The organism is Xenorhabdus anantnagensis (assembly GCF_028598555.1).
In the GTDB taxonomy this organism is placed as follows: domain Bacteria; phylum Pseudomonadota; class Gammaproteobacteria; order Enterobacterales; family Enterobacteriaceae; genus Xenorhabdus; species Xenorhabdus anantnagensis.
This window is the reverse complement of record NZ_JAQRFN010000004.1, coordinates 221,732-247,877: the sequence shown is the minus strand read 5'-3', so window position 1 is coordinate 247,877 and position 26,146 is coordinate 221,732. Positions and strand designations below refer to the sequence as shown.

Sequence of the window (26,146 nt, the reverse complement as noted above, 5' to 3'; positions counted from 1 at the left end):
GTGAAGGATATGTATGGAGTACATGGAATTGCATAAGATATGTTACACTTCTAATAGTTAAATCATAAAAAACTATCCTCTGAGCCTGCAAAGACAGCGCTACTCAGTTAAAAACGTCACAAGGATTTATCACGTGGAATCACCTTTGACAGTACCATTTGCTGAACTATTCGCTGAACTTGATCACACATCGCTGCGCGATCAGTTCCGTTTAAGAAAACGTCTGCATGGAGCAGCAAAAATAAAGAATCAAGTCTCCTTGCAGGCTGTAGCACAATCGATTGCTGCGGATATTGCTACTGCAAAACAGAAAGTCATAAATCGTCAGGCCGCATGTCCTTCGATTCAATATCCTGAAAATCTACCGGTCAGCCAGAAAAAAGACAATATCTATAAAGCCATTAGGGATAATCAGGTTGTTATCATTGCCGGGGAAACCGGTTCGGGTAAAACGACCCAGATCCCAAAAATCTGCCTTGAATTGGGAAGAGGAGTCAAAGGGCTGATCGGCCATACCCAACCCCGTCGTTTGGCGGCACGTTCAGTTGCCAATCGCATTGCGGATGAATTGGAAACAGCACTTGGCTCGACGGTCGGTTATAAAGTTCGTTTTAATGATCAGGTCAGTGAAAACACTTTGGTCAAGTTGATGACTGACGGTATTTTGTTGGCAGAATTGCAACAAGATCGTTTATTATTGCAATACGATACGTTAATTATCGATGAAGCACATGAACGCAGCTTAAATATCGATTTTATTCTCGGTTACCTGCGTCAATTACTACCAAAGCGTCCTGATCTGAAAGTCATAATTACCTCTGCCACCATTGATCCTGAACGTTTCTCCCGCCATTTTAGTAATGCACCGATTATTGAAGTCTCTGGGCGTACTTACCCGGTTGAAGTGCGCTATCGTCCCGTGGCTGGTGATGATAATGATCGGGATCAGCTTGAAGCTATCATTGACGCAGTAGATGAATTGGGACGTGAAAGCTCAGGTGACATACTGGTGTTCATGAGTGGTGAACGAGAAATTCGTGATACGGCGGATGCACTTAATAAACAAAATTTCCTGCATACCGAAATTCTGCCACTTTTTGCTCGATTATCTAATAGCGAACAGAACAGAATTTTTCAGCCTCATGTTGGTCGTCGTATTATTTTGGCAACTAACGTGGCGGAAACATCATTGACTGTGCCTGGCATCAAATACGTGATCGATACAGGTTTTGCTCGCATTAGCCGATACAGCTATCGAACCAAAGTACAACGCTTGCCAATAGAACCTATATCGCAGGCATCTGCCAACCAGCGAAAAGGGCGTTGTGGCCGTGTTTCAGACGGGATTTGTATTCGCCTTTATTCGGAAGATGATTTTTTATCACGCCCAGAATTCACTGATCCTGAGATCCTGCGTACCAATCTGGCTTCCGTTATCTTGCAAATGACTTCTATTGGTTTGGGAGATGTCAGCGCATTCCCCTTTGTTGAAGCACCGGATAAACGCAATATTCAAGATGGTGTTCGTCTGTTGGAAGAGCTGGGAGCTATTGATCCAGAGTCATTGTCAGATGCGACTTATCGCTTGACCCCTATGGGACGGCAATTGGCCCAGTTACCTATCGATCCCCGGCTGGCTCGCATGGTACTGGAAGCCAAGGTCCATGGTTGCGTTCGCGAAGTGATGGTGATTACTTCAGCACTATCGATTCAAGATCCACGGGAAAGGCCGTTGGAAAAACAACAGGCTTCTGATGAAAAACATCGCCGTTTTGCGGACAAGGATTCAGATTTCATCGCTTTCTTGAGATTGTGGGATTTTCTGGTAGAACAGCAAAAAGCGCTTTCCAGTTCTCAATTCCGCAAAATTTGTCGTCAAGATTATCTGAACTATCTTCGTGTTAGAGAATGGCAGGATATTTACACTCAGCTCAGGCAAGTTGTGAAAGAAATTGGTTTACCGATCAACAGTCAGGAAGCCGATTATCGCAGTATCCATACTGCCTTGCTGACAGGGTTATTATCCCATATTGGTCAGAAAGATACGGATAAACAGGAATATACCGGTGCACGCAATGCCCGTTTTTCTGTTTTTCCTGGTTCCGGATTATTTAAAAAGCCACCTAAATGGGGGATGGTTGCTGAATTAGTGGAAACCAGCCGCCTGTGGGGACGTATTGCTGCACGGATCGAACCAGAATGGGTAGAGCCATTGGCTGCCCATCTAATCAAAAAGCACTATAGTGAACCGCACTGGCAGAAATCTCAGGGAGCGGTGATGGCAACAGAAAAAGTTACCTTGTATGGACTGCCAATTGTGACAGGGCGACTGGTCAATTACAGCCTAATAGACCCTATGTTGTGCCGCGAATTGTTTATCCGTCATGCTTTGGTAGAAGGTGACTGGCAAACTCGCCATTCATTTTTCCGTGCTAATTTGAAATTGCGTGAAGAAGTAGAAGAACTGGAACATAAATCTCGTCGACGGGATATTCTGGTGGATGATGAAATTTTGTTCAGTTTTTATGATCAGCGAATTGGCAGAGATGTTGTTTCATCACGTCACTTTGATCGCTGGTGGAAAGTTGCCAGTCAAAATCAACCGGAATTACTCAACTTTGAAAAGAGTATGTTGATCAAGGGAGATGCAAACAAAGTCAGTGCATTGGATTACCCGAATTATTGGTATCAAGATAACTTGAAATTCCGCTTGAGTTACCAATTTGAGCCGGGAACTGATGCTGATGGCGTTACTGTGCATATTCCTTTACCGATATTGAATCAGGTCAAGGATGAAGGATTTGATTGGCAGATTCCGGGCATTCGCCATGAATTGGTTGTTGCATTGATTAAATCACTACCAAAACCAGTACGTCGTAATTTTGTTCCGGCACCTAACTATGCGCAGGCATTTCTGGAGCGGGTTACACAACCTCAGGCTCCTTTACTGGACAGCCTTGAGAAAGAATTACGTCGCATGACGGGAGTGACGGTGTCACGTGATGACTGGCAGTTGGAACAAGTCCCTGAACATCTAAAGATCACATTCCGCATTCTTGGAGAGAAAAGAACAGGTGAAAAAAATAAACCGTTGGCAGAAGGGAAAGATCTGTCAGCACTGAAACTGAAATTGAAAGGAAAAGTTCAGGAAACACTTTCGGCGGTTGCAGACGATGGCATAGAGCAAAGTGGATTACATATCTGGAGTTTTGGTGAATTGCCTGATTGCTACGAGCAGAAGCGCGGGGGCTATTCCGTTAAGGCATTTCCGGCGTTGGTGGATGAAAAGGATAGTATTGGAATTAAATTGTTCGAAACTGAATCCGAACAACAGCATGCAATGTGGGAAGGAACACGCCGCTTGCTATTACTGAATATTCCATCCCCGATTAAATATCTGCATGAAAAATTACCGAACAAATCCAAACTGGGGCTGTATTTCAATCCATATGGAAAAGTGTTGGATTTGATTGATGATTGTATTTCCTGTGGTGTTGATAGGTTGATTGCAGAAAATGGCGGCCCGGCATGGAGTGAACAGGCGTTTTCCAGTTTGCAGGATAAAGTTCGCGCTGATTTGAATGATGCAGTGGTTGATATTGCCAAACAAGTAGAGCAGATCCTGACAGCGGTCTTTAATATCAATAAGCGTCTGAAAGGGCGGGTCGATATTTCTCTTGCACTGGCATTATCGGATATTAAAGAACAAATTTCCGGTTTGGTCTTTAATGGATTTGTGACTTCCCACGGTTGGAAACGCTTGGCTGATGTTCTGCGTTATTTGAATGGAATCGAACGTCGATTGGAAAAATTGGCGATAGATTCTAATAAGGATAGGGCACATATGATCCGGATTGAAAATATCCAGCGTCAATGGCAACAATGGTTGGTAAAACTTTCAATCCAACAGAAACAATTGCCGGAAGTAAGAGAAGTTCGTTGGATGATTGAAGAGCTTCGGATCAGTTTGTTTGCTCAACAACTGGGTACTGCGTATCCAATATCAGACAAGCGTATTTTGCAGGTAATGGAAAATATAACATTGTGATATGTATAAGGTTGTAGTCGAGAGACTACAACCTTAATTGCGAATTTTTACTTAAAAACTTTGTTTGAAAAAAGGCGGATAATATTTTTATTACCCGTCTTTTTTCAATTATTGTTAGATTAGTTACAACATACTTTTTAACCCCAACCCCAAAAACAAAAAACCAACACACATCAACCAAAATCTCTACATTACAAAAAGAAAACTAATAGCCCTCCATAACAATAATATTACTGTTATGGAGGGAAAGAAGTGTTTATTGATAAGTTAACGTAATTGTTGCTGTGGCATTTGCTTTGCCTGGTGTAATTTCCGCACCTGTCTGGACATAACGGGCTTGCAATGGAATTACGATATTTCCACCTGACTGGCTGGAACCAAATACAAACGGGGAGTGCATTGATACGGGTCGATTTAGATACAATATCTGCAAGCCGACTCCTGTTGCCGTGACGTTGTCACTATAATCCAATGCCCAAATATTTTTAGTATTCCAACTTGCAGGGTTTCCATCCAAAGTTACTCCAACATTGATATCAGCATCACACTCTATTTTGATATTAAAATGTCGCATGCCTGCCGTACTGTTAATACCTCGGAAATCATTTTTTTTAATATCTCCCATATCAACTGAAACCACCTTTTGACTGAGAGAACAACCTTTGGTCATGATATATGTATTCGACAAATAGAAAGTGTGAACAAGAGTATCGTAACCTAATTTGGCATGAGTTAGGTTTATCCGTCTGACGGCGCCTGAACCGGTTATTGGCGCAATCTTGATTAATTGAACCGTTAAATAACCCCACGATTTACCACAATATTGTGTTTTTCGCTGCAATTGATGCGTTAGCGGACAAATGGCTGGATTGGTCGCTGTTCTGGGTAGCCAATCAATACCATAACCCGGGGCCCATGTATTAATACGGATGCCAACTCCCGGAACACCAGATTCATAAATAGCATCATAGTTATAGTTTGCAGGTGCAAGATCGGGGGCCTCCCAAGTTGTGGGGGTGGGAGTATTACAGAGAGCGATATTACCTTTTTCATCCACTTGATCCAGACGTATTTCTTTGATAGTTGTTCCGATAGGATGATTTCGAGGAACCGTAATTGTACCAAAAGAAACCGGAGTCCTGCCGGGTACAAAACCCGTAGGATATTGGCAATAATAATTCGCTAAACTGTCAAAGCTACTCATCGTGCCGATGAAAAATGTACTTGCCAATAATAATTTTAATTTGTTGGCCATAGAATAATTTCCACTATTTTTTAATTGCATATCAAATGAATGTGCCGACCTTGTTATTCGCAAGAGGTTTCAACCATATACAAACCTGACGCAGGTTCTTCATCAGATAGTCGATAATTGACACGGCACTCTTGTATTTCTTTATGCCCCCACTTCACCCATATGTTGCCAGATTTGGGAATTCCACTGAGATAAACCTGCCCATCATTGCTGACAATAGCGCTATTGGGTTCATCTATATTATTTTTCTGCTCTAATGTTGCTATTGCACCAAATGGAACCTCTTTACCATTGTGAGAAAGCGTTAACAAAACACGATGCCCGATGCGAGTCTGGAAATTAGCCAGACTTAGTGAACCGCGGGTTGGGATAATGGTTTGTGTGTTGATATCAATATCAACATTATTGCCCATTGAATGTGTATCCAGAGAAATACGGTTTTTTCGATAGCTGCTGACATAAGGCACAATGGCATAACCCTTCCGGTCAGTTTTAATGCCGGTATGGTTTTGTACTTTAATTCCCTGAGCGCCATTGGCTCGCACCAACACTAACGTATCACCAAGAGATTGAGAAAGGGTAACTCCGTAAGGATGGACAACTATCCCGCCATTTAACCCATAATTCAGCTGCTTGGCGTGTTTGTCATAATTGTAACCTGCGCTGATTTGACTAAATGCTCCTTTATATTCGGCATTGATACTTCCGCCACTGGTTTTATTGTGATTGGAATAACTTTGCTGAATGTTATAAATCAGGCTGTTATCTTCAAGAGCGCTACCATTTAAACTGAGCTGATGAGAAGTATCACTATTTTTACTACTGGTCATGTTATAGCTTGTCCAGTTGTTTTTTAGCCAGTGCTCAAGAGGGATTTGAATGCTGAATGATACAATCTGCTCATTGCGATTTGAACCGGGAAGGGCACTGTATGAATAGTTCAGATTATAATTAATGGAATTGTAATTCGTACCATAGCCAGCACTGATATTCCTCTCATAACCTTTTTGATACCAATAATCTTGTTGAAAAGCAGATATATAAACGCTGCCCCAATCACCCAGGTTTTGGTTGATGTGTAGTTGTAATTTACTTCGTTTATTGGCGTTATAATGACCATTATTAATTGTATCTAATTCATTGGCTTCTTTGAAATCGTAAAAATTTTGAGTTGAATAACGATAACCCATTAAGGTAACGTTAGTGCTGGTTTTAGAAATATCTTTGGCATATTGGAAACGATAGGATTGCCCATAACCACTGAAGTTAGAAATAAAATTAGTTTTGGCATAAGTTGCATCAAAGGACAAAGAACCCCAATCAGAAAGGTTGTAACCTGTCCCCAAAGCGATAGATTGATAGTCCTTTGCGAAGGTTGTTCCACCATATGCTGTAACACGGTTGGAAATACCATAAATCACCGTACCCTGCATAAAATAAGGTTCTTTGCCACGCTGAGAATTAGAGTGATATTTTCCCAGAGTCAGCGAATGACGCAGGCCATTCTCCCTTAACATAATAGGTACAGTAGAAAAGGTTTGCACAGAACGATGTTCTTTTCCATCGGCTTCTTTGACAATGACTTCTAGATCGCCAGTGGCGATGGTTGGATAGAGATCGTTAATAATGAAAGGCCCGGGAGAAACATAGGTTTCATAAATAATGTAACCATTTTGTTTAATGGTTACTTGGGCATTACTTTGTGCAATTCCCCTAATTGTCGGAGCGAAACCTTTTATGCTATCAGGCAACATACTGTCATCAGAAGCTAACTGTATTCCACGAAATTGGAAGCTATCAAAAATAGGGGAAAGTGTATAACTATCTCCTAGTGTCAACTGGCTTTTTAATGCATGTATATCTCGTTGGAGATAAGTATTGAGGCTTTGCCATTTTTTATTCTGACTGCTATAGGTAGAATAATTCCGTAAACGCCATGCATCCCAGTTCGCACCTGCTCTGAGATTAAAAAAATGATTCGTCGTCGAACCAGAAGAATTATCCTGCCAAGTCATAGAACCACTGTAATTATAATTAACCAACAAAGAGGTTAATCCCTGCTCCCATAAGTGAGGTGGAACATAGTCTCTGGTTTGGTAGTTCAATGCAGCTTGTGGAATACTGATATTTAACCGTTGGTGCTTAAAATCAAAAGAAGACGATGCGGATGGAATATACTGACCAAGATCAGTGAGTTCTGTCTCCTGTTGCAGATCGCGCAATAATGGGAATGAGTCAATATTTACTCCCATTTCCTTGAGCTGCTGTATCTTGAGTTTGGGGAAAAGTTTATTGTTTACAATAACAAAATCAATATTTCCGGTATCTATTTTTTCTCGGTTTAGATAGATATCTACCCAATAACGCCCAGGTGGTTGTTGATCATCTTGAGTAAAAACAGATAGATCAATATCTTTAGGAAATCCTGAGTGGGTTTCCAATGCATTGATATTGAAATACTCTTCAGCATAAGCTTTATTGGTATGTACCAAAAGCCATGTGATTAACAATATATAGATAAAAAATTTTCTGTATAAATAGCGTAAGCTTAGCTTGATAAATAACACCCAATTATCAGAAATGTTTTGTTGAAGATAATGACGATATTTATCCATGATGTTTTTCTAAGATAGTTTTCTAATTTTGATATACCCACTATCGTTCAAGCTGTATCTTGAACGATAGTGGGTATATAGATTTTATAATTTTTTGATCAGAACAAGCGTTTTTCTTCTGGCGTTACCCCGCCAAAATCATTAATCGTTTTCCAGGTCACTTGATTGATATTTTTAATAGGAACATCCCAACTTGCTTGTTCAAAAGGCGGAATCATTCCCGCGGATTGGATTTCATAATTTTTTACACCATTGCCGGTAGATAGCTCAGAAAAAGAAACATAGTAGGGCGTAGGGTTTTCGGCGATCAGTTTATGTCCATCAGTTTTGAACTTCAGTTCTTTATAAACCATGCTGGCGTTGTCCGCTAAATTGGCTGGACGATAGAATAATTTAAACCGAGATTTCACTGTGATTTGCAACTGGTTTTGTTCTGACTTGGTTGTAGCAGGAATAGATTTGATGTTAAGCCAGAACAAAGACTCTCTGTCATTAGGTAAATCATTTCCAGATTTAACAATGCGTAAAATGTTCTCATTCCCAGCTGTTAATTTAAAAAGCGGGGGAGTGATAATAAAAGGCGCTTTAGTTTCATCATGTTCGCCTTGAACCCACGATTGAATGAGATAAGAAATATCAGTTTCTGGATTGTTAATAGAGATGGATGATTCTTTTTGATCACTAATATAAACAACGCGTGTACCACCAATGACAACACCCGCAAGAGCAATATTGGTGTTGAAAATATAGATGAGAATAAGAATCAAAATGCGAAAGTATTTCAAAATGATTGCTCCAAACAATAAAATTTTTTCCCAATGCACTTTGTTTTTATTGTTATAAACAAACAGGCATTTTTTAGATTGTCTATATATTGTTTTGGCTTCCTTGCCATTAATTCCATTGGTTATAGGTAATTTAGTTAATATTGTTTTAACTGAATAATATGTTAGCTATATAGTTAACTTAGTTATAGATAATAGTAAAGTTAGCTACTGCATCACCCGAACCAGGAGTCACTTTATCAGTTGTTGCTATGTACTTGGCAACAAAATTCATCTCATCGGTCTTTTGACCACTCAATCTCTGAAAACGAGAATTTTCAGCCATATTGATTTTTGAGTTACCGTCATTTTCATAAAGAGCGATAGCAACACCTTGAGCAGCACTTTCGCCATTACTATTGTTTAATGCTAAAAGATAATTACTGGCTCTATCCGTTTGCCCATCAAATTTGACCTGCGCATGTTTAACATTTGCTGGGCAGTCAGACAATTTTATACTAAAACGGGTAGGGGCAGAGGTACTATGAACCCCATTGAATGCATTTGAACTGATCGTCCCCATATTTACAGTTTGATTAGCTGAGCTTGAATCTATCTTACACGCAGTATCGGTAATCTTTCCTGTAAACTTGATTTGTCCATCGGCAGCGTGTGCTGTGGACATAAATACAGATGATACAAATAAAGATGAAATAAGTAATTTTGTTTTCATTTTTTAATACATCCCATCTCAGACGAACTTATTCGGCATTCGGCAGAGAAATAAATTATTAAGTTAATGTTAAGGCCGTACATTAATACAGCAAGTGGATTGCTTAGGTTTACAGCTTAAAAAATAACAAATAAATAACAACAGTTCATATTACCTTATCAAGGGATAAGGATGAAGAATATAGTAGCGAGTAATTAACAAAGATTAAAATAATAATTTGACTAATCTCATTATTCGGAGTTTTTAAACTGTTAAGCTATATTTAATAGAATTGTTATTCATAAAGTGTAGTTTTTTTCGAATGCTAATGAACTTTTATTCTGTTTTATAAGATTTACTATTAATTGAAAATGTTCTGTAAAAATAAAGGTGATGTAAGACACATATATATTTGTGATTTGTTTTTTACTATATTTTTAACTAAATGTTACTTGTTTGTGATGGATATTTATAGGTATAGTTTTTATATCAGTTATTCTGATTATGTTGGTTGTTAAATTCACACTTAAATCAAATTAAGGAAATTTTAATCCATATAAAGTTAACTTAGTATTATTAACACTTTTCAAATAAGCACTTATTCACAGAAGAATTATCATTTCATCAAAAAATACCACTACCATAAAAATAGAATTAATTCTTATGTATTGAACATGTAATGATCTGTGTTTCTTTATTTAGTTACAACATAATAATTAATATCAAAACAAAAACACCTAACTACAAAACTTCATATAACAAACCAAATTGAATAAAAACAACACTTGATCTACTTAATAAAGAAACTTAAATAAGAAAGAGGAGAAATACGCTTCTCCTCTTAACTAAACTATCCACTTAGTTATGATATGAATGATTATCAGTGTATTAACAACCACATAGATGGAATCGCTATCAAAAACAGAACCACCATGGCTAGTTTTTCTATTAAATTTAAAGGGGATTTTTCCTGATCTTGTTTACGCGCATACAAAAAAACCAACAATCCGGGAACATATAGCACAACTGACAGCAAAAGATTCATTAAACCAGAAGCATACAGTAACCATAATCCATAAACACAAGCACCTAATGCAATAGTAAGTAAAGCACGATTACTACGTTGAAAAGCAACCTTCATTAAAAATGCACCAACAAGAAAGTAGGGCACAAGAATCATTTCTGACGCAATAGAAAGTAATGTATTGTAATTACAGCTGCTTAACCAAATTAAAATCAAAGAAAGTTGAATGGCGCTGTTTGTGATCCAAAGTGATGACTCAGGTGCTTTTTTGCTGTTTTGTTTCTTGAATACTTTGGGAAATGAACCATGTAAGGAAGCAATGAATGGTACTTCTGCCGCCATGATTGTCCAACTCAGATAAGCTCCACAAACAGAAATGATCAAACCAGCAATAATCACAATTTGACCAGAAGAACCCATTAATCCTACCATCAGCGTTGCCATTGAAGGATTGCGCATGGCTGCTAATTCAGGTCTGGAAACCAATCCTAATGAAAGCAGTGTAATAAGCACATATACCCCTAATGCAGAGGTAACAGCCAATACGGTTGCAATACCAATATCCTTGCGTTTTCTGGCTCTGGCTGAAACAACAACTGCGCCTTCAACACCAATGAAAACCCATAGCGTAATTAACATTGTATCTTTAACTTGCTGCCAGACAGGAACGCTCATTTCAACGCCACTGAAATCAAAAGAGAACACATCCATTTTGAAAGCGATGACAGCTAAGATAATAAATATGCCTAATGGCAATAATTTTGCCATTGTAGCCAGTAGATTGACTCCGGCGGCCGTCTGTACACCACGCAGTATCAGCCAGTGAACAAACCACAGTAAGATGGATTCACCTATCAAGGATTGCCAAGTATTGCCATCACCAAAGATTACAGAGTGTTCAGTATCAGTGAAAAAACTTAATGCGGCAAAGACGATAACCAAATAAGAAACATTGGCAATAATGGCACAGAACCAATATCCCCATGCAGAGCAAAATCCAACTAATTCTCCAAAACCTTCTCTTGCATAAGTAAAAATACCGCTATCCAAATCAGGGCGAAGTCGTGAAAGTAAAAGTAAAGATGTGGCTAAAAAGAGGATACCTATGCCTGTTATTCCCCAACCAATCATTAATGCAGCAGGGCTACCTACCTGTGCCATGTTTTGCGGCAAACTGAATACGCCGGCACCGACCATAGAACTGAGTACCAGTGCTGTCAGAGACGTAAGGCCTAATTTCTTTTCCAAAGATACGTTCCTAAAAATAATATAATCGAGACGATTAGCCAGAACACTTGTCCTGAATATCGAACACATATTGGACATTTATTGCATCCATGCTATGGATTGCAGGAAAGATTTAGTAGATAAATCTAAAAAAACAGGGCGATTCTACGGAGTGAAAGGATTGTATGCAATGGTTGACTATGCAAAAAAACATAAATTTTATGCATAAAATTGTGTTTATCAATAAGAAAACAAATTAAAGATAATTTTCCTAATGCGTGCTATTACCTTAATAAACATAGAAATGACTACGAGATAAACACTTTTGATAATACTAAATATTAAATTTACGCAAATGAAACGAATAATAAACAATTATGTAATTAACATCAGTTAAAAGAAGATTAGACAGAGAATTATCTGCAAGTTACTACGCATTACAATGTTATTTAATTGTTAATTTGTATTATAGATAGAGGATGAAATACTCAAAAAAACCAATAAAAAAGGCACAAATGTTTTTTATGCCTTTTTCATGAATTGCTGAACTACAAGACTGTGATTATTTGAATAAATCTGCACTGATGGTAACGTTACCACCATTAGACTGCCATTCTCTAGTGATATGGTAGTATTTTGCTCCTTTCTCTGCTGCTCGCTTAGCAACCTGATAAGAAACCTCAGGAGCGGTAGTGTAATAACCAGAGAAGGTGATGGAGTCAAATGGAACCATCTGAGCTGCTGATGCCTTATTCAACTCTTGAATTTTTGTTCCATTAGGTAAAGTTACCGTGTAACGCCCACCTTTTGATGACTGGGTTTCAAAAAATTGACCAACCACATTGCTTGTTGAAGTTGAAGAAGCAATGCCTGGAATTTCGACTTTCTTGGCTTCTTCTCCACCTTGTGCCAAAGCTTGGCGCCCTGATTCAGAATCGGCCGGAATCACGGCTTTATTAGATTGAACCTTACGTTTTGGCGCATCTTCTTTATAAACATATGCTGTGACTATTTGGTTGCCGCCATTATTTGGTGCGATATCACGAACAATAAAGAAAGATGCCGCATCTTTCTTTTTCGCCGCTTTAGCAATGGCTTCTTTCAGATCAGGATCAGTAGGGAAATAACCATTTACTGTTACAGTATCGAAAGGTTCCAAAGTGGTTGCTTCTGTCTTAGGTAACTCTTTGATACCACGATAAATGCGATAATTAGGTGTTTTATCTGCTTTTTCCGCATCTTTGTGGTATAAATCGGCTACAACACGTAAATTACCACGTCCATTGAGATCGTCGAGACTTTGAATATAAAAACTCTCAGCGCCTTTTTTATCCGCCTGACGGGAAACCGCATCAGCAGCTTCATAGATTGCATTAAAACGACCAGTGACTGCGATCCGCTCAAAAGGTTTAAGCTCTGCGGCTTGTTCTGGAGTCAATTCTTTAGCTGCATGTGCAGTAGTAATAATAGTAGTTAACGAGAACACCGCAGTAGCGATGATCGTTGTCTTCAGCTTCATAAAAAATCCTTTCGCCTTACGCATTAAAATATTTATAACGTGCTGAACATTGTTATGCATCACATAGATCGCAATTATTACATGTAATAATGCTAATTGTCGCAAGAAATTATGCCTTCTAAAGAAACGATTACCAATTTTTGGTATATGACACTGAGAATTTTAATAAATATAGTAAGTTATACGAGCTGAATAATTGTTTACATTGACAGGCTATTTTGATTTTTCTGACTTTATTATGATAATTCGTTGACATTATTTTCATTACGTTACTATTTTATATTCTATTGATAGGTTTTGCTGATAGCAGAAATAAAATCAATCTAATCGTTAAATAGGCTTCAACAAGGTAATAATCAGCAATATTTCATTCTTAAAGAAGGAAACATTATGCATATTGGTGTACCAAAAGAGCGACTTTCCAACGAAGCACGCGTTGCTGCCACACCATCAACCGTGGAGCAATTGCGTAAATTGGGATTTAACGTCACAGTTGAGACGGGAGCAGGGCAACTTGCCAGTTTTGATAATATGGCTTATCAAAAAGCAGGGGCTGATATAGTAGAAAGCCACCAGATTTGGCAATCAGATATCATTTTAAAAGTAAATGCCCCTGAAGATGATGAAATTGCTTTGATGAAAGAAGGTGCTACGCTGATTAGTTTTATCTGGCCAGCGCAAAATTCGGAGTTAATGGAAAAACTTGCCGAGCGCAAGATTACTGCTCTGTCCATGGATGCAGTTCCACGAATTTCTCGCGCACAATCTTTAGATGCTCTTAGCTCAATGGCGAATATTGCTGGTTATCGTGCCATTGTTGAAGCTGCCCATGAGTTTGGTCGTTTTTTCACGGGGCAGATTACAGCAGCAGGCAAAGTACCACCAGCCAAGGTGATGATTATTGGAGCAGGTGTTGCTGGATTGGCTGCCATTGGGGCAGCAGGCAGCCTTGGTGCAGTTGTCCGTGCTTTTGATACACGCCCGGAAGTTAAGGAACAAGTACAAAGCATGGGAGCCGAATTTTTGGAATTGAATTTCAAAGAAGAGGCAGGCAATGGCGATGGTTACGCGAAAGTGATGTCAGAAGCCTTTATCAAAGCAGAAATGGAATTGTTTGCTGCTCAAGCAAAAGAAGTCGATATTATCGTTACAACCGCCTTGATTCCGGGGAAACCTGCACCGCTGCTTATTACAAAAGAAATGGTTGATTCTATGAAACCAGGCAGCGTGATTGTTGATCTGGCTGCCCAAAATGGAGGCAACTGTGAATATACGGAGGCTGATAAACTCGTCGTGACACCAAATGGTGTGAAAGTTATCGGTTATACCGACTTGCCCAGCCGACTACCCACCCAATCATCACAACTCTATGGAACAAACCTTGTCAATTTATTGAAATTACTGTGCAAAGAGAAAAACGGAGAAATCGTTGTTGATTTTGATGATGTTGTAGTTCGTGGCGTCACTGTCATTAAAGCAGGTGAAATCACATGGCCCGCGCCACCAATCCAAGTTTCAGCTCAGCCAGCAACTGCCAAACCGATATCAGAAAAAAAAGAGGAAAAACCGACAGAAAAGCCCAAATCTTCGTGGCTTAAGTATGGAATATTTGCGCTAGCGATAATCCTGTATGGCTGGTTGGCACATATTGCACCGAAAGAATTTTTATCTCATTTTACCGTTTTTGCCTTGTCCTGTGTGGTGGGTTATTACGTTGTCTGGAATGTCAGTCATTCGTTACACACACCATTGATGTCTGTCACCAACGCTATTTCCGGAATTATTGTGGTTGGGGCCGTACTGCAAATTGGTGAAGGGGGATGGGTGAGTTTCTTCTCATTCATTGCGGTGTTAATTGCCAGCATCAATATTTTTGGTGGCTTTACTGTCACCCAACGTATGCTGAAAATGTTTCGTAAAGGATAAGGGGTAACTTATGTCAAACGGAATAGTTACAGCAGCATATATTGTTGCCGCCATTTTGTTCATTTTCAGTCTTGCCGGGCTTTCCCGCCACGAAAGCTCCAAACGCGGTAACATTCTTGGCATCGTTGGTATGGCGATTGCGTTGATTGCCACTATTTTAGGGCCTGATACAGGTAAAGTGGGTTGGATTATTTTAGCAATGATCATCGGTGCAGTCGTTGGTATTCGCCTCGCCAAAAAAGTCGAAATGACCGAAATGCCAGAATTAGTTGCTATCCTGCACAGCTTTGTCGGTTTGGCGGCAGTTTTGGTTGGTTTCAATAGCTTTATTACCCATGATATTTTTGCTACGCCCATTATGGAAAATATTCATCTGACAGAAGTTTTCCTTGGGGTATTTATTGGTGCCGTAACATTTACTGGCTCGGTTGTGGCATTCGGTAAATTACGTGGAAAAATATCTTCCAAGCCATTGATGTTGCCACACCGACATAAACTTAATCTGGCAGCATTGATTGTATCTCTGATATTAATGTTCACTTTTATAAAAACAGAAAGTGTTGGCTTACAAGTTTTCACCTTACTGGTGATGACAGCCATCGCACTCGCTTTTGGCTGGCATTTAGTTGCTTCCATTGGTGGGGCGGACATGCCTGTCGTTATTTCCATGCTGAACTCATATTCAGGCTGGGCAGCGGCGGCGGCAGGTTTCATGCTAAGTAATGACTTGCTGATAGTCACTGGTGCGTTAGTGGGTTCTTCGGGAGCAATTCTTTCTTATATTATGTGCAAAGCGATGAACCGTTCCTTTATCAACGTCATAGCTGGCGGTTTCGGTACAGATAGTGCTTCATCCAGTGATGAACACGATATGGGAGAATATCGTGGAACAACGGCGGAAGACGTTGCTGAACTGCTGAAAAACTCCACATCAGTAATCATTACTCCAGGCTATGGCATGGCAGTTGCACAAGCACAGTATCCCGTTCATGACATTACAGCAAAATTGCGTGATAAGGGTATCAATGTTCGTTTTGGTATTCATCCTGTTGCGGGACGTTTGCCGGGGCATATGAATGTGCTGCTTGCAGAGGCTAGAGTTCCTTACGATATTGTCTTGGAAATGGATGAAATTAATGATGATTTTTCTGAAACTGATACGGTTTTAGTCATCGGGGCAAATGACACCGTAAACCCGGCCGCTCAGGAAGATCCTTCAAGCCCTATAGCTGGAATGCCGATATTGGAAGTTTGGAAAGCCCAAAACGTCATCGTGTTTAAGCGTTCTATGAATACAGGGTATGCTGGGGTACAAAACCCATTATTCTTCAAAGAAAATACACAAATGCTGTTTGGTGATGCTAAAGAGAGTGTAGAAGCAATTCTTCGAGCTTTATAACTGTTATACCCAATGGATTAATAGATTTCAAATAGCCTAAATAACCAAAAGCTTCATGTTATAACATGAAGCTCTTTTTTTTATTTTATTGCCATAAAATGTATGTGTTATTTATTATTCATATTTCAAATTACATGCATGGGCTACAAAACACAATCAATAAAATAGAGCAAAGAGCAATACGTCAGCCTTAAAATAAATGGAGAATCAAATAATGTCATTAATGGTTGGTGCTAATGATGTGATTCAGAGAGCGATAAACAAGAAAAACAGCTGGCTTACTGGCTAAACGGGGGCGAAGCAATTTCAAACATGAGCCGCTACACTTATTTGAATCCACAGATTAAACTATGGCTTACCCATTTACTAGACAACAAATCATATTATTAAATGACATATAAGGAGCCACTTTATGAAAAATGAAAGAAGACTTTTTCTGAAACAAGCGAGTGTTACTGGTGCAGTATTTTCATTATTACCTCTGATTCCAGCAGGAGTTTTCGCCTCTTCGCAAAGTCAAGAAAAGAAAGGGGATGGTATTGATATTATTGATATAGGCGTTTGCGAGATGACCCCAGAGGAAATGTCAGGTCCATATTTTATAAATAACAAACTGCTGAGAAGGAATATAACAGAAGATGAATCAGGAATACCTCTTTTATTGACAATAAAAGTCATTGATTCTGTAACCTGTAAACCTTTAGATGATATCCTTATTGATATATGGCACTGTAATGCAATGGGAAAGTATTCAGGTTGGAAATACATAAACCCAGACCTCGAGGCTCCATCTGATAATATAGGGACGATTTCAAGAACTGATGAAAGCACATTTCTTCGTGGGGCACAAAGGACAGACAAAGAAGGCATAGTCAGATTCACTACAATTTTCCCTGGATTTTATGCTGGAAGAGCTATACATATCCATTTATCAGCAAGGAATGCGAGTGTACAAAAAAGACAGGACGATAAATTCTATTTTGTGGGTCAACTATATTTCCCTGAGGATATATCTAAAGAAATAATGATTAATGATATGTATTCTCCAAGGGATATTGATAGGCTTAAAAATGAAGATGATTCCATCTTTTCTGGCGTCAAAAATAGAGCTGCAATTCTGACAGTAAAAAAAATAGGTGATAGTCCATTGGATGGATTACATGGAAAGATAGTTTTATCTATTAATAAAGACAATGTGTCCAAAAAAATAACCCCTAAAGACTTGGCCAAATACACTGTCTAGGGGAATATAACATAGTAAAAGTTCGATATTTGGAACCGCTTTTGAGGTTGAAAAACAGAGTCTCATATATATTAGTTCAGACCTGATCTGATGAGATGGACGTCCCATATAGCATCAATTGTACCAAAATGAAATAGCCATATTCATTTTACGGGAGCGTCCATCATACGTAATAAAATTCTCGGCATTAATTTAACCGTAGACCAATCCTGATAATCAAACAGATCGAGGATAGCCTGTTTCTGCGATCTGAGTGAATCTCAAGAAAGGCCACTTTTCCAGTGATAGTTAGTCTGGCCAAAGAATTTTTTTATCAGATGGCAAGATGAACAGCGTATCATAGGTTATGTTCTCGAAGGCAAATCGGAAGAATTGCTGTTACACGTTGCCGGCAAACTTTATTGTTCGCTCACACCTCTATGAAAATTTTATCCTTTATAAACAAATAGTTATATTTTATTAAGATATTCAAGTCACTCTACTTATTAAAAGAATCATTTGAAAAAGTAAGGTTTATTGAATAAGATAGCGTGAGTGATTAGCCGTAATTTTTACGTATCTCAATCATTAATACGCGCTCAATTTGAGCAAAAAACAAACTATCAGGAATGGGGAAATGGAAATGTCTGTTCCGCTTAACCACGAAAATAACGGTGATAAAAAATCACTGATTGTGCTGACCGACTCTCAACAAGAACAGGGTATGTTGATGTCGTTATCTGCACCGGGAAAACGAATATACGATAATCCTGCAATTGCATATCTTGTCAGTCTGGGATCAAAACGTAGTCGCCAAACTATGAAATCATTTCTGGATATCGTGGCAAAAATGCTGGGATACCAAAATGTACAAGATTGCACTTGGCACGCACTTCGTCGTCATCATGTTCAAGCAATTATGGAAATGCTTTCAGATTCAGGTAAAGCACCTGCAACAATTAATACTTATCTTTCTGCGTTGAAAGGCGTTGCATTGGAAGCATGGACAATGAAACAACTCGATACCGACTGTTTTCAGCATATAAAACAAGTGCGATCTGTCAGGGGGAATCGGTTGCCAAAAGGTAGGGCACTTGAACGTTATGAAATAAAAACTTTATTTTTTACCTGTGAAAATGATATCAGCACAAAAGGATTACGTGATGCAGCTATCATTGGTGTGCTTGTTGGGTGTGGACTTCGTCGTTCAGAAATTGTTTCACTCGATATGAAACACATTATTCGCCGCGAGCAAGCGTTAAGAGTTATGGGAAAAGGCAATAAAGAACGGTTGTCTTATATGCCGGAAGGAACATGGGAACGTTTAAATCGTTGGATAGATGAAGTACGCGGGGATCATTCAGGCCCACTTTTTACCCGAATTCGTCGCCATGATGATGTGACCGATAACCGTTTGTCAGACCAAGCAATTTATCACATCCTTGAGTCACGCAGAATAGAAAGTGGGCTGGAAAAATTTGCGCCACACGATCTGCGAAGAACATTTGCATCAGCTATGTTGGACAATGGTGAAGATATCGTAACCGTCAAAGATGCGATGGGGCATTCAAGCATCACCACAACCCAGAAATATGATCGCCGTGGAGATGAACGTTTAAAGAACGCAGCCAGAAATCTCAATTTTTGATAAAGCAGATAGTCTTTATTCATATATTCAAAAAAGCTCCTGATATAGGAGCTTTTTTAGTTAATATCTATCTATCACTTATTAATCACTGTTCAAACCCGTCACTCTTCTTCTACCTTGATCGGGCAAACAAATCCATCAGGTTTTATAGCCAACAAATCACATTTAAGTCGATCGATAACATGTTCTGCTGTATTACCAAGAAATGCGGCTGACAGCCCAGTTCGTCCAAGAATGCCTAAAACAACTACACCTGCATTTAATTCATCACATATTTCAGGAATTATTTTTTCTGGTACACCTTCATGAACGTGGGTTTGCTTTTCATCAATATAAAATTTCTGCCGTAATTCTTTCATGGCGATCAAATGCTGACCGCGCAACGCCTGATTATACACATTAGGGTCAAAATCAGGCAGCTCAGTTGCTATGTTTAAAGGCGCGACCGGATAAGCGCTGACAAGATGAATCAAAGGATCTTTTACAATCCGGTTGGCAAGGTCTTGCGTTTCACGTACTAATTTCAGATTCAGTTCATTATGGTAAGGTTCTTCGTTGGATAAATTCACAGCAACAGCAGCAGAACCATTTTCTGGCCATACTTGATCTTTTACCATCCAAACTGGGCAAGGGCATTTACGTAACAGGTGCCAGTCAAGAGGAGTAAAAATCATGGATTCTAACCGAGAATGTTGATGTGCCATTTTCAATAATAAGTCATGATTTCCAGCGATAATTTCTTGAATGATGGCTTCATAAGAACGATTATTCCAAACCACTTTGATCTCAATATCAATGCCTGATTCGAGATAGTAATGGGCTTGCTGTTTTATCCAAGCGACTCGTTGGCCTATTACACCTTTTCGCATTGCACTTCTTTCTTCTGGAGAAAGTAAAGTGGTCATTTCATATGAAAGGTCGTAAATAGGTAAAAACGCTTTAATTCTCCCCCCATTACGTTGCACGATATAAACTGCACGTCTTAATGCGGGTTGATCATCCTGATTGGGATCAATTGCAACCAAGAGGTTTTGGTAGTTTGCCATATTGAGTTCCTCGCAGAGTCTGGATGCCTCTTTCATATAGAAAGATAAACCAATATAGACAACTATAACAGGCTAAAAGTATGCCAGATCAGCAAAATATAGTGATCTGGCTTAAAATTTAGCTAATACTAGCACACATTAGCAGGAGATTTTCCGGCCAACTCAGTCAATTTATCCATATTTTCGACCGCGATATATTTGCCTTTGACAGCTAAAATACCACTTTTTTGGAAACGGCCAAGTAAGCGACTAATTGTTTCAACAGTCAAGCCTAAATAATTACCAATGTCACCGCGTGTCATAGTAAGGCGGAATTCACGAGGCGAAAAACCACGCTGTGCAAAGCGGCGTGACAGATTGTAAATAAAAGCAGCCAGTCTTTCTTCAGCATTTTTTTTGGAGAGCAACAGTATCATTTCTTGGTCGCTTTTAATTTCACCACTCATCAAACGCATCATCTGTTGGCGAAGATTAGGCATTTTCCCAGAAAGGTCATCCAATGTTTCAAATGGGATTTCACATACCATTGACGTTTCCAAAGCTTGGGCAAAACTTGGATGTTCAGTATTTATGATGGCATCAAATCCCACTAAATCACCAGCAAGGTGAAAACCTGTAATTTGTTCATCACCTTCTTCAGTAATAGTATAGCTTTTGATAGTCCCAGAGCGGATGGCATAGAGTGATTTCAGTGCATCACCAGCCTTAAATAACGTTTGTCCTTTCTGAATGGGTTTCTTACGCTCAATAATATTATCAAGCTGGTCAAGTTCATGTTCATTTAAGGTGAAAGGAATGCAAAGCTGGCTAATGCTACAATCCTGACAATGGATTGCACAACCACCAGATTGAATCCGACGAATAATACGTTTTTCCGGGATCATAGGAGATGCTCATTAGAAGTGATTGAGATTGATATGCGTAAATTTAACATATTTAGGTTGTTCTGATAAGGGCTAGGTACATCCATTAATCACGGTATTTATCATCACTAGCGAAAAAGTGAAATTTTTTGGGGATTTATTTCGAATTTACATAACATCTTAGTTATTCAATATAATATATTAAACAAAATTAAATTTAATTAATAATGTATGGATTCAATAGGCACAAGTGATATTGTCATCGATCTTTATTGTATGGCAATGATTTACGCTAAAATCACCAACAGATTAAGAATGCTTTCATGGTGCTTATATATTATTGCAATGGCAATCTCAACTTACTTTCTCAGGAGAAGAAAATATAATGCGTTGATTAAATGGAATAAATTTTATTCTTATTGTTGCAACTCCCATGTTCATCGCTAAAGTGATCAACCAATATACATTTTTTATTATGTGAATCGTATGATAAATAATTCATACTATCTCGATTGATTATCCTACTCTTTTCGCTTTTAGTTCCACATAACAGAAACTGTGACGTTGTCACAGTTTCTGTTATGCATGGAAATTATCACCCTTATAGTTCTCCTATTTTATAGTTTTATAAAGGAATATTTTCATATAAATACTATAAGATTTATTCTCATTTCTTTGTGGTAGCGCACAAATTTAAAGTTAACTATTAACTTATTATTAATATTCCAAGAACTATGTTTTATATATATAAAAATAGATTGATTAGACATATGTTGCAGAATGTTTTTTACGCAGCGATCGAAAATCAAACAAAGTATTTTCAGTTAGTTATTGTGGGTGTTTTATCACCGTCGCAAGACATTCGCCATTAAAACAGAAAATAAAAACAAATTATTAATAAATTTTTAATTTACGACAAAAAACAAAGAATCAATTAAAAGGCTGTGTGATTATGACTAAACCATTTCATCCGAATTTAAATGTAGATGCGTTATTTTTGGGTCCAAAATCAGAGAACGCTGTTTTTTTTAGAGAAATGATGGATTATGCGGTTAGCGAACATATGCATTGGCGTTCAGGCTTTCACCCTGAAGATACTACTTTGGTTACATCCGTTGATCGCTACGAACATAACTATAGAGAAACACTTTATCGCACAGAAGGGATTTTAAACCAGCTATCTGCAAAATTGAAAAATACATCTATTCCTTTCTTTTCTCCCCGTTACCTCGGTCATATCAGCAGTGATACCTTAATGGTTTCTAATCTTGCCTACGTTATGGCCATGATGTACAACCCGAATAACTGTAGTTATGAAGCATCCCCGACAACAACAGAACTAGAGCTTGAATCAGGATTAGATCTCTGCCGCATGTTTGGCTATAACCCTCAACAATCCTGGGGACATATTACTTCTGGCGGCACAGTGGCTAATTATGAAGGAGTGTGGGTAGCCAGGAATTTAAAAACATTGCCTTTTGCAATATCTCAACATCCTAAAGCAAAAGATCTGATCAGCCATAAGACATCCCGGCAATTGAAAAATATGCCAACCGCTGAAATTTTGGATTTGATTACCGAACTGAAAAAACGTGGACTCTTTGACGAAATTCGCGATATGACATGCCGTGGTACGGGAGTTAAAGCGGAAATTCTGGGCAAGTTATTGGTTCCACAATCCAAACATTATTCTTGGATGAAAGCCGCAGATATTTTCGGGATTGGTCAGGAAAACATTATTCCACTACCTGTCAATGAAGATTATCAAACTGACGTTGCACAAATGCGAAAAATCACCTTTGAATTAATTGAACAAGGTGAACCTATTTTGGCAATGGTTGCTGTAGTAGGAACGACTGAAGTTGGCGCAATTGATCGGATTGATGAAGTTGTTGCATTGAGGAAAGAATGTGAAAAGCGTTATGGTGAATCATTTTACATCCACGTTGATGCTGCCTATGCGGGATATGCATGTTCCATGCTTCTGAATGAGCAGGGAGAATTTATAGAATATGATGAGCTGGCTAGTTACCACCAGTCGGTAGGGATCATGCCGGAAAATATCAGCTGGCCGAAACCGGAAGTTTACCAGAGCTTCAAGGCATTGAAAGAAGTTGACTCGATTACCGTGGACCCGCATAAAGTTGGTTTCATTCAATATGCGGCGGGTGCCATCTGCATGAAAGATAAGCGTATCCTCGACCTGATCTCTTCCCATGCAGCGTATGTATTCGAAGACAATAATGATAAAACGGATACCATCAATCGGGGAATTCTTGGTTCATCCATTATGGAAGGTTCAAAAGCGGGAGCAACAGCAGCGGCACTTTGGGCTGCCCATCGTTTATTACCTTTGAATATTAATGGATACGGGAAAGTCATTGCCGCCGGCATCGTCACAGCACAAAGGTTATTGAATAAACTGGCAAATTTATCGCCAATAGAAATCGGTAAACATCGATTTGAAGCACATATTTTTCCATCCCCTGATTTTCATATGATCAACTTTACATTCAAAGAAATCGGTAGTAACAGTCTGAGCAATCATAATGCTCTTAACAAGCGTCTATACGAACTTTGCTCATATTCCACAGGGCGTGCTTATGCCAACGATTTTCTCACATCATCAACCATATTGGATTATAAAGAATATGGTGATACGCCATGGCTTTATGCAGAGAAATGTGGTTTTAATCGTAATGAATGGGAAGAAGTCCGCAATATTTATGTATTACGCGCTGCGGTAATGACTTACTGCTTACGCGATGAAGAGCACTTTGAAGAGTTCTGGGAGCAACTTCAAGCTATCTTTGTCAAAAAATTGAATCAGGTTGTTGATGAAGAAGAGAAAAAAGCACGAGTAAAATTGGGATTAGAAGTACCATTTGTTGGTTAATAACCATAAATTACAATATTAATCAAGTTAGTGTTTGTAGCTTGAAATAATAGTAAATTAATTAAAAAGAGCCTATTTGAATAGGCTCTTTTTATTATGAGTTACCTTTATTATTCCGTCCTTACCTTAAAATTTGTTAAAAACAGCAAAATTCAGTTTTAAAAAGCTTTTTATTTAACCAATGATTTTTAATCAGCTTAATTGGTAAAATCCAAAAATATTTTTTCTTGGGCATTAAAGTTAATTGGCATAGTAATGAACCCTCATGGTTGATTGCTGTAAAAATTGATGATTAAGCTTATCGTTTTTATCAACCTGCAATAGGGATTATCCCTAAAGAAGCACCCAATCCCATTAAAATTATGCCAATAATCCGATTGAGTATGGTTTGTTTTTCTAACATTGTGGCTCTGAGTTTATGATGAGAGAAGAAAACAGCGACTCCCATAAACCAGATAAGGTGCATAAGGGACATGAAGATCCCATAACCAATTTGTAATCCAATATTAGTTGATGGTGAAACAATTTGAGTAAATGTACTGACAATAAAAAGTGTTGATTTGGGATTTAATACATTAGTTAGAAAACCCGTTCTAAAAGAAGCTATTGAAGAATTTTCACTTGAGTTGATATCAACATAGGCTACCGTTTTTGACATGATCGTTTTGTAGCCAATATAGATCAGATAAGCCGCTCCAGCAATTTTTATAGCAAGCAATATGTTGGGAGAGTGAGTAATCAAAATGCCAATACCAAGAATGGTATAAGCAACATGAACCAATATACCCGATGCGATACCAAAAGCTGCAACAACACCTGCTTGTCGGCCATAAAGATAACTGTTTCGAGTGATCATCGCAAAATCAGCTCCGGGGCTGATAACAGCAAGAATGGTAATAACGGCTACAGTAATTAACTCTGTCATTATGTCCTCTAATCATCATGTATCATATTTTAATAACTTATTCTCTTGATTTTTTTGACTAAAGAATAACGATTAATTTACGCTAGAATGATTGAGAAAAAATCAACAATTACACGTAACCCCCCTGATAAAGGACTGTAATGAAAAATCTTCCTTCATTAAATGCACTTCGGGTATTTGAATCCGCTGCCCGTTACCAAAGTTTAGTCAAAGCATCGGAAGAATTATTTGTAACACAAGGGGCTGTGAGTCGTCAGATCCGACAATTAGAAACTGCTTTGGGAGTTACATTGTTTGAACGGAGGAATAGGGGGATTTTTTTGACGCCCGCAGGTGAAAAACTTAAACAAGCCTGCCAACAAGCATTTGGGTTACTAACATTGGCAATTGATGGACTTCAACAAACTTCACAATTAACACCATTAGTTATTTCATGTGAACCTACAATTATGATGAAATGGCTCATTCCCAAGTTAATGGCATTTAAAGCGGATCATCCTGATATCGAAATTCATTTAGTCTCCGGTGGTGGTCATATCAATTTTTCACGCAGTTCAGTCAACTTAGCCATTCGTCGCAATGACTTCCTCTGGGATAAATACTATGTTGCTGAACGGTTGGGAAGGGAGTGGATAGGCCCAATTTGCTTACCTGACGCAGAAAATCATGTTATTACGCATCAACCACTTACACTATTGCATACGCATACTCGCCCTGAAGCGTGGAATGATTGGATGTCAGGTGTTAAGCAAATCATCCCCAAACATCATGAACACTGGTTTGAACATTTTTATATTTTATTGGAAGCAGTGATGGCTGGACATGGAGTTGGGATAAGCTCCATATATATGATTGAACAAGAATTGAGTGATAAGAGAATAAGTGCACCTTATGGCTTCATTCCAGATGGTTCCGCATATTATTTGATATCACCTGAAAATTTCGAAGCCAATACACCTCAAACTCTCTTTCTTGAATGGTTGAAAAAAGCATTCCATGAAACCCATACTCGACTGACTGATTTTTGTCACTCATCATGATCATCACTTTATTTTAA

16 protein-coding genes are annotated in these 26,146 nt (G+C 38.6%); 7 read left to right on the top strand and 9 right to left on the bottom strand.

Annotated elements, in window-relative coordinates:
* Window positions 1-133 precede the first annotated feature (133 nt).
* Window positions 134-4,048: an ATP-dependent RNA helicase HrpA gene (gene hrpA / locus PSI14_RS05365; protein ID WP_370688817.1), complete on the top strand. Its 3,915-nt coding sequence runs from the start codon at window positions 134-136 to the stop codon at window positions 4,046-4,048.
* A gap of 256 nt (window positions 4,049-4,304) precedes the next feature.
* Here the strand turns inward: hrpA and PSI14_RS05360 are convergent, their stop codons facing one another.
* From PSI14_RS05360 to ydgH, 6 genes are all read right to left on the bottom strand, one after another.
* Window positions 4,305-5,303: a fimbrial protein gene (locus PSI14_RS05360; protein ID WP_273574832.1), complete on the bottom strand. Its 999-nt coding sequence runs from the start codon at window positions 5,301-5,303 to the stop codon at window positions 4,305-4,307.
* Between the two features lie 53 nt (window positions 5,304-5,356).
* Window positions 5,357-7,918 (bottom strand): fimbria/pilus outer membrane usher protein, encoded by a 2,562-nt coding sequence (locus tag PSI14_RS05355; protein WP_273574831.1) that lies wholly within the window; start codon window positions 7,916-7,918, stop codon window positions 5,357-5,359.
* 98 nt (window positions 7,919-8,016) lie between these two features.
* Complete coding sequence (locus PSI14_RS05350) at window positions 8,017-8,703, bottom strand: fimbrial biogenesis chaperone (protein WP_273574830.1); 687 nt, start codon at window positions 8,701-8,703, stop codon at window positions 8,017-8,019.
* Window positions 8,704-8,884: 181 nt separating this feature from the next.
* The gene (locus PSI14_RS05345) at window positions 8,885-9,415 is read right to left on the bottom strand and encodes a fimbrial protein (RefSeq protein ID WP_273574829.1); all 531 of its coding nucleotides are present in this window, start codon (window positions 9,413-9,415) and stop codon (window positions 8,885-8,887) included.
* An 859-nt stretch (window positions 9,416-10,274) separates the two neighbouring features.
* A complete protein-coding gene (locus PSI14_RS05340; protein WP_273574828.1) occupies window positions 10,275-11,666 on the bottom strand; it encodes a basic amino acid/polyamine antiporter in 1,392 nt (463 codons plus the stop codon).
* Window positions 11,667-12,207: 541 nt separating this feature from the next.
* The gene (ydgH, locus tag PSI14_RS05335) at window positions 12,208-13,164 is read right to left on the bottom strand and encodes a DUF1471 family protein YdgH (protein WP_273574827.1); all 957 of its coding nucleotides are present in this window, start codon (window positions 13,162-13,164) and stop codon (window positions 12,208-12,210) included.
* Window positions 13,165-13,554: 390 nt separating this feature from the next.
* Between ydgH and pntA the strand changes: the two genes are divergently transcribed.
* The 4 genes from pntA to PSI14_RS05315 all read left to right on the top strand — a co-directional run bounded on the left by pntA (window position 13,555) and on the right by PSI14_RS05315 (window position 19,359).
* Window positions 13,555-15,090 carry a Re/Si-specific NAD(P)(+) transhydrogenase subunit alpha gene (pntA, locus tag PSI14_RS05330; protein ID WP_273574826.1) on the top strand — a complete coding sequence of 512 codons (1,536 nt, stop codon included), beginning with the start codon at window positions 13,555-13,557 and terminating at the stop codon, window positions 15,088-15,090.
* Window positions 15,091-15,100: 10 nt separating this feature from the next.
* Window positions 15,101-16,489 (top strand): Re/Si-specific NAD(P)(+) transhydrogenase subunit beta, encoded by a 1,389-nt coding sequence (gene pntB, locus PSI14_RS05325; protein WP_273574825.1) that lies wholly within the window; start codon window positions 15,101-15,103, stop codon window positions 16,487-16,489.
* 412 nt (window positions 16,490-16,901) lie between these two features.
* Window positions 16,902-17,732 carry an intradiol ring-cleavage dioxygenase gene (locus PSI14_RS05320; RefSeq protein WP_273574823.1) on the top strand — a complete coding sequence of 277 codons (831 nt, stop codon included), beginning with the start codon at window positions 16,902-16,904 and terminating at the stop codon, window positions 17,730-17,732.
* Window positions 17,733-18,441: 709 nt separating this feature from the next.
* Window positions 18,442-19,359, top strand: coding sequence for a tyrosine-type recombinase/integrase (locus PSI14_RS05315; RefSeq protein ID WP_370688819.1), 918 nt, complete (start codon window positions 18,442-18,444; stop codon window positions 19,357-19,359).
* A gap of 101 nt (window positions 19,360-19,460) precedes the next feature.
* On the opposite strand, the gene uspE is transcribed toward PSI14_RS05315, so the two are convergent.
* Window positions 19,461-20,405 (bottom strand): universal stress protein UspE, encoded by a 945-nt coding sequence (gene uspE / locus PSI14_RS05310; RefSeq protein WP_273574822.1) that lies wholly within the window; start codon window positions 20,403-20,405, stop codon window positions 19,461-19,463.
* Window positions 20,406-20,533: 128 nt separating this feature from the next.
* Entirely contained in the window at window positions 20,534-21,289 is a 756-nt protein-coding gene (gene fnr / locus PSI14_RS05305; RefSeq protein WP_273574820.1) for a fumarate/nitrate reduction transcriptional regulator Fnr, read from the bottom strand.
* A gap of 931 nt (window positions 21,290-22,220) precedes the next feature.
* On the opposite strand from fnr, the gene PSI14_RS05300 reads away from it, so the two are divergent.
* The gene (locus tag PSI14_RS05300; protein ID WP_273574818.1) at window positions 22,221-24,164 is read left to right on the top strand and encodes a pyridoxal phosphate-dependent decarboxylase family protein; all 1,944 of its coding nucleotides are present in this window, start codon (window positions 22,221-22,223) and stop codon (window positions 24,162-24,164) included.
* 310 nt (window positions 24,165-24,474) lie between these two features.
* Here PSI14_RS05300 and PSI14_RS05295 read toward each other — a convergent pair whose 3' ends face one another.
* A complete protein-coding gene (locus PSI14_RS05295; RefSeq protein WP_273574815.1) occupies window positions 24,475-25,089 on the bottom strand; it encodes a LysE family translocator in 615 nt (204 codons plus the stop codon).
* A gap of 140 nt (window positions 25,090-25,229) precedes the next feature.
* Here PSI14_RS05295 and PSI14_RS05290 point away from each other — a divergent pair, with 140 nt between their 5' ends.
* Complete coding sequence (locus PSI14_RS05290) at window positions 25,230-26,129, top strand: LysR family transcriptional regulator (protein ID WP_273574813.1); 900 nt, start codon at window positions 25,230-25,232, stop codon at window positions 26,127-26,129.
* The last annotated feature ends 17 nt before the right edge of the window (window positions 26,130-26,146 follow it).

What these genes read in the sequence shown, in the direction of transcription:
- PSI14_RS05360 (WP_273574832.1), bottom strand. Translation starts at nt 5,303, where the DNA reads ATGGCCAACAAATTAAAATTATTATTGGCAAGTACATTTTTCATCGGC.
- PSI14_RS05355 (WP_273574831.1), bottom strand. Translation starts at nt 7,918, where the DNA reads ATGGATAAATATCGTCATTATCTTCAACAAAACATTTCTGATAATTGG.
- PSI14_RS05345 (WP_273574829.1), bottom strand. Translation starts at nt 9,415, where the DNA reads ATGAAAACAAAATTACTTATTTCATCTTTATTTGTATCATCTGTATTT.
- ydgH (WP_273574827.1), bottom strand. Translation starts at nt 13,164, where the DNA reads ATGAAGCTGAAGACAACGATCATCGCTACTGCGGTGTTCTCGTTAACT.
- pntA (WP_273574826.1), top strand. Translation starts at nt 13,555, where the DNA reads ATGCATATTGGTGTACCAAAAGAGCGACTTTCCAACGAAGCACGCGTT.
- pntB (WP_273574825.1), top strand. Translation starts at nt 15,101, where the DNA reads ATGTCAAACGGAATAGTTACAGCAGCATATATTGTTGCCGCCATTTTG.
- PSI14_RS05320 (WP_273574823.1), top strand. Translation starts at nt 16,902, where the DNA reads ATGAAAAATGAAAGAAGACTTTTTCTGAAACAAGCGAGTGTTACTGGT.
- PSI14_RS05315 (WP_370688819.1), top strand. Translation starts at nt 18,442, where the DNA reads ATGTCGTTATCTGCACCGGGAAAACGAATATACGATAATCCTGCAATT.
- uspE (WP_273574822.1), bottom strand. Translation starts at nt 20,405, where the DNA reads ATGGCAAACTACCAAAACCTCTTGGTTGCAATTGATCCCAATCAGGAT.
- fnr (WP_273574820.1), bottom strand. Translation starts at nt 21,289, where the DNA reads ATGATCCCGGAAAAACGTATTATTCGTCGGATTCAATCTGGTGGTTGT.
- PSI14_RS05300 (WP_273574818.1), top strand. Translation starts at nt 22,221, where the DNA reads ATGACTAAACCATTTCATCCGAATTTAAATGTAGATGCGTTATTTTTG.
- PSI14_RS05295 (WP_273574815.1), bottom strand. Translation starts at nt 25,089, where the DNA reads ATGACAGAGTTAATTACTGTAGCCGTTATTACCATTCTTGCTGTTATC.
- PSI14_RS05290 (WP_273574813.1), top strand. Translation starts at nt 25,230, where the DNA reads ATGAAAAATCTTCCTTCATTAAATGCACTTCGGGTATTTGAATCCGCT.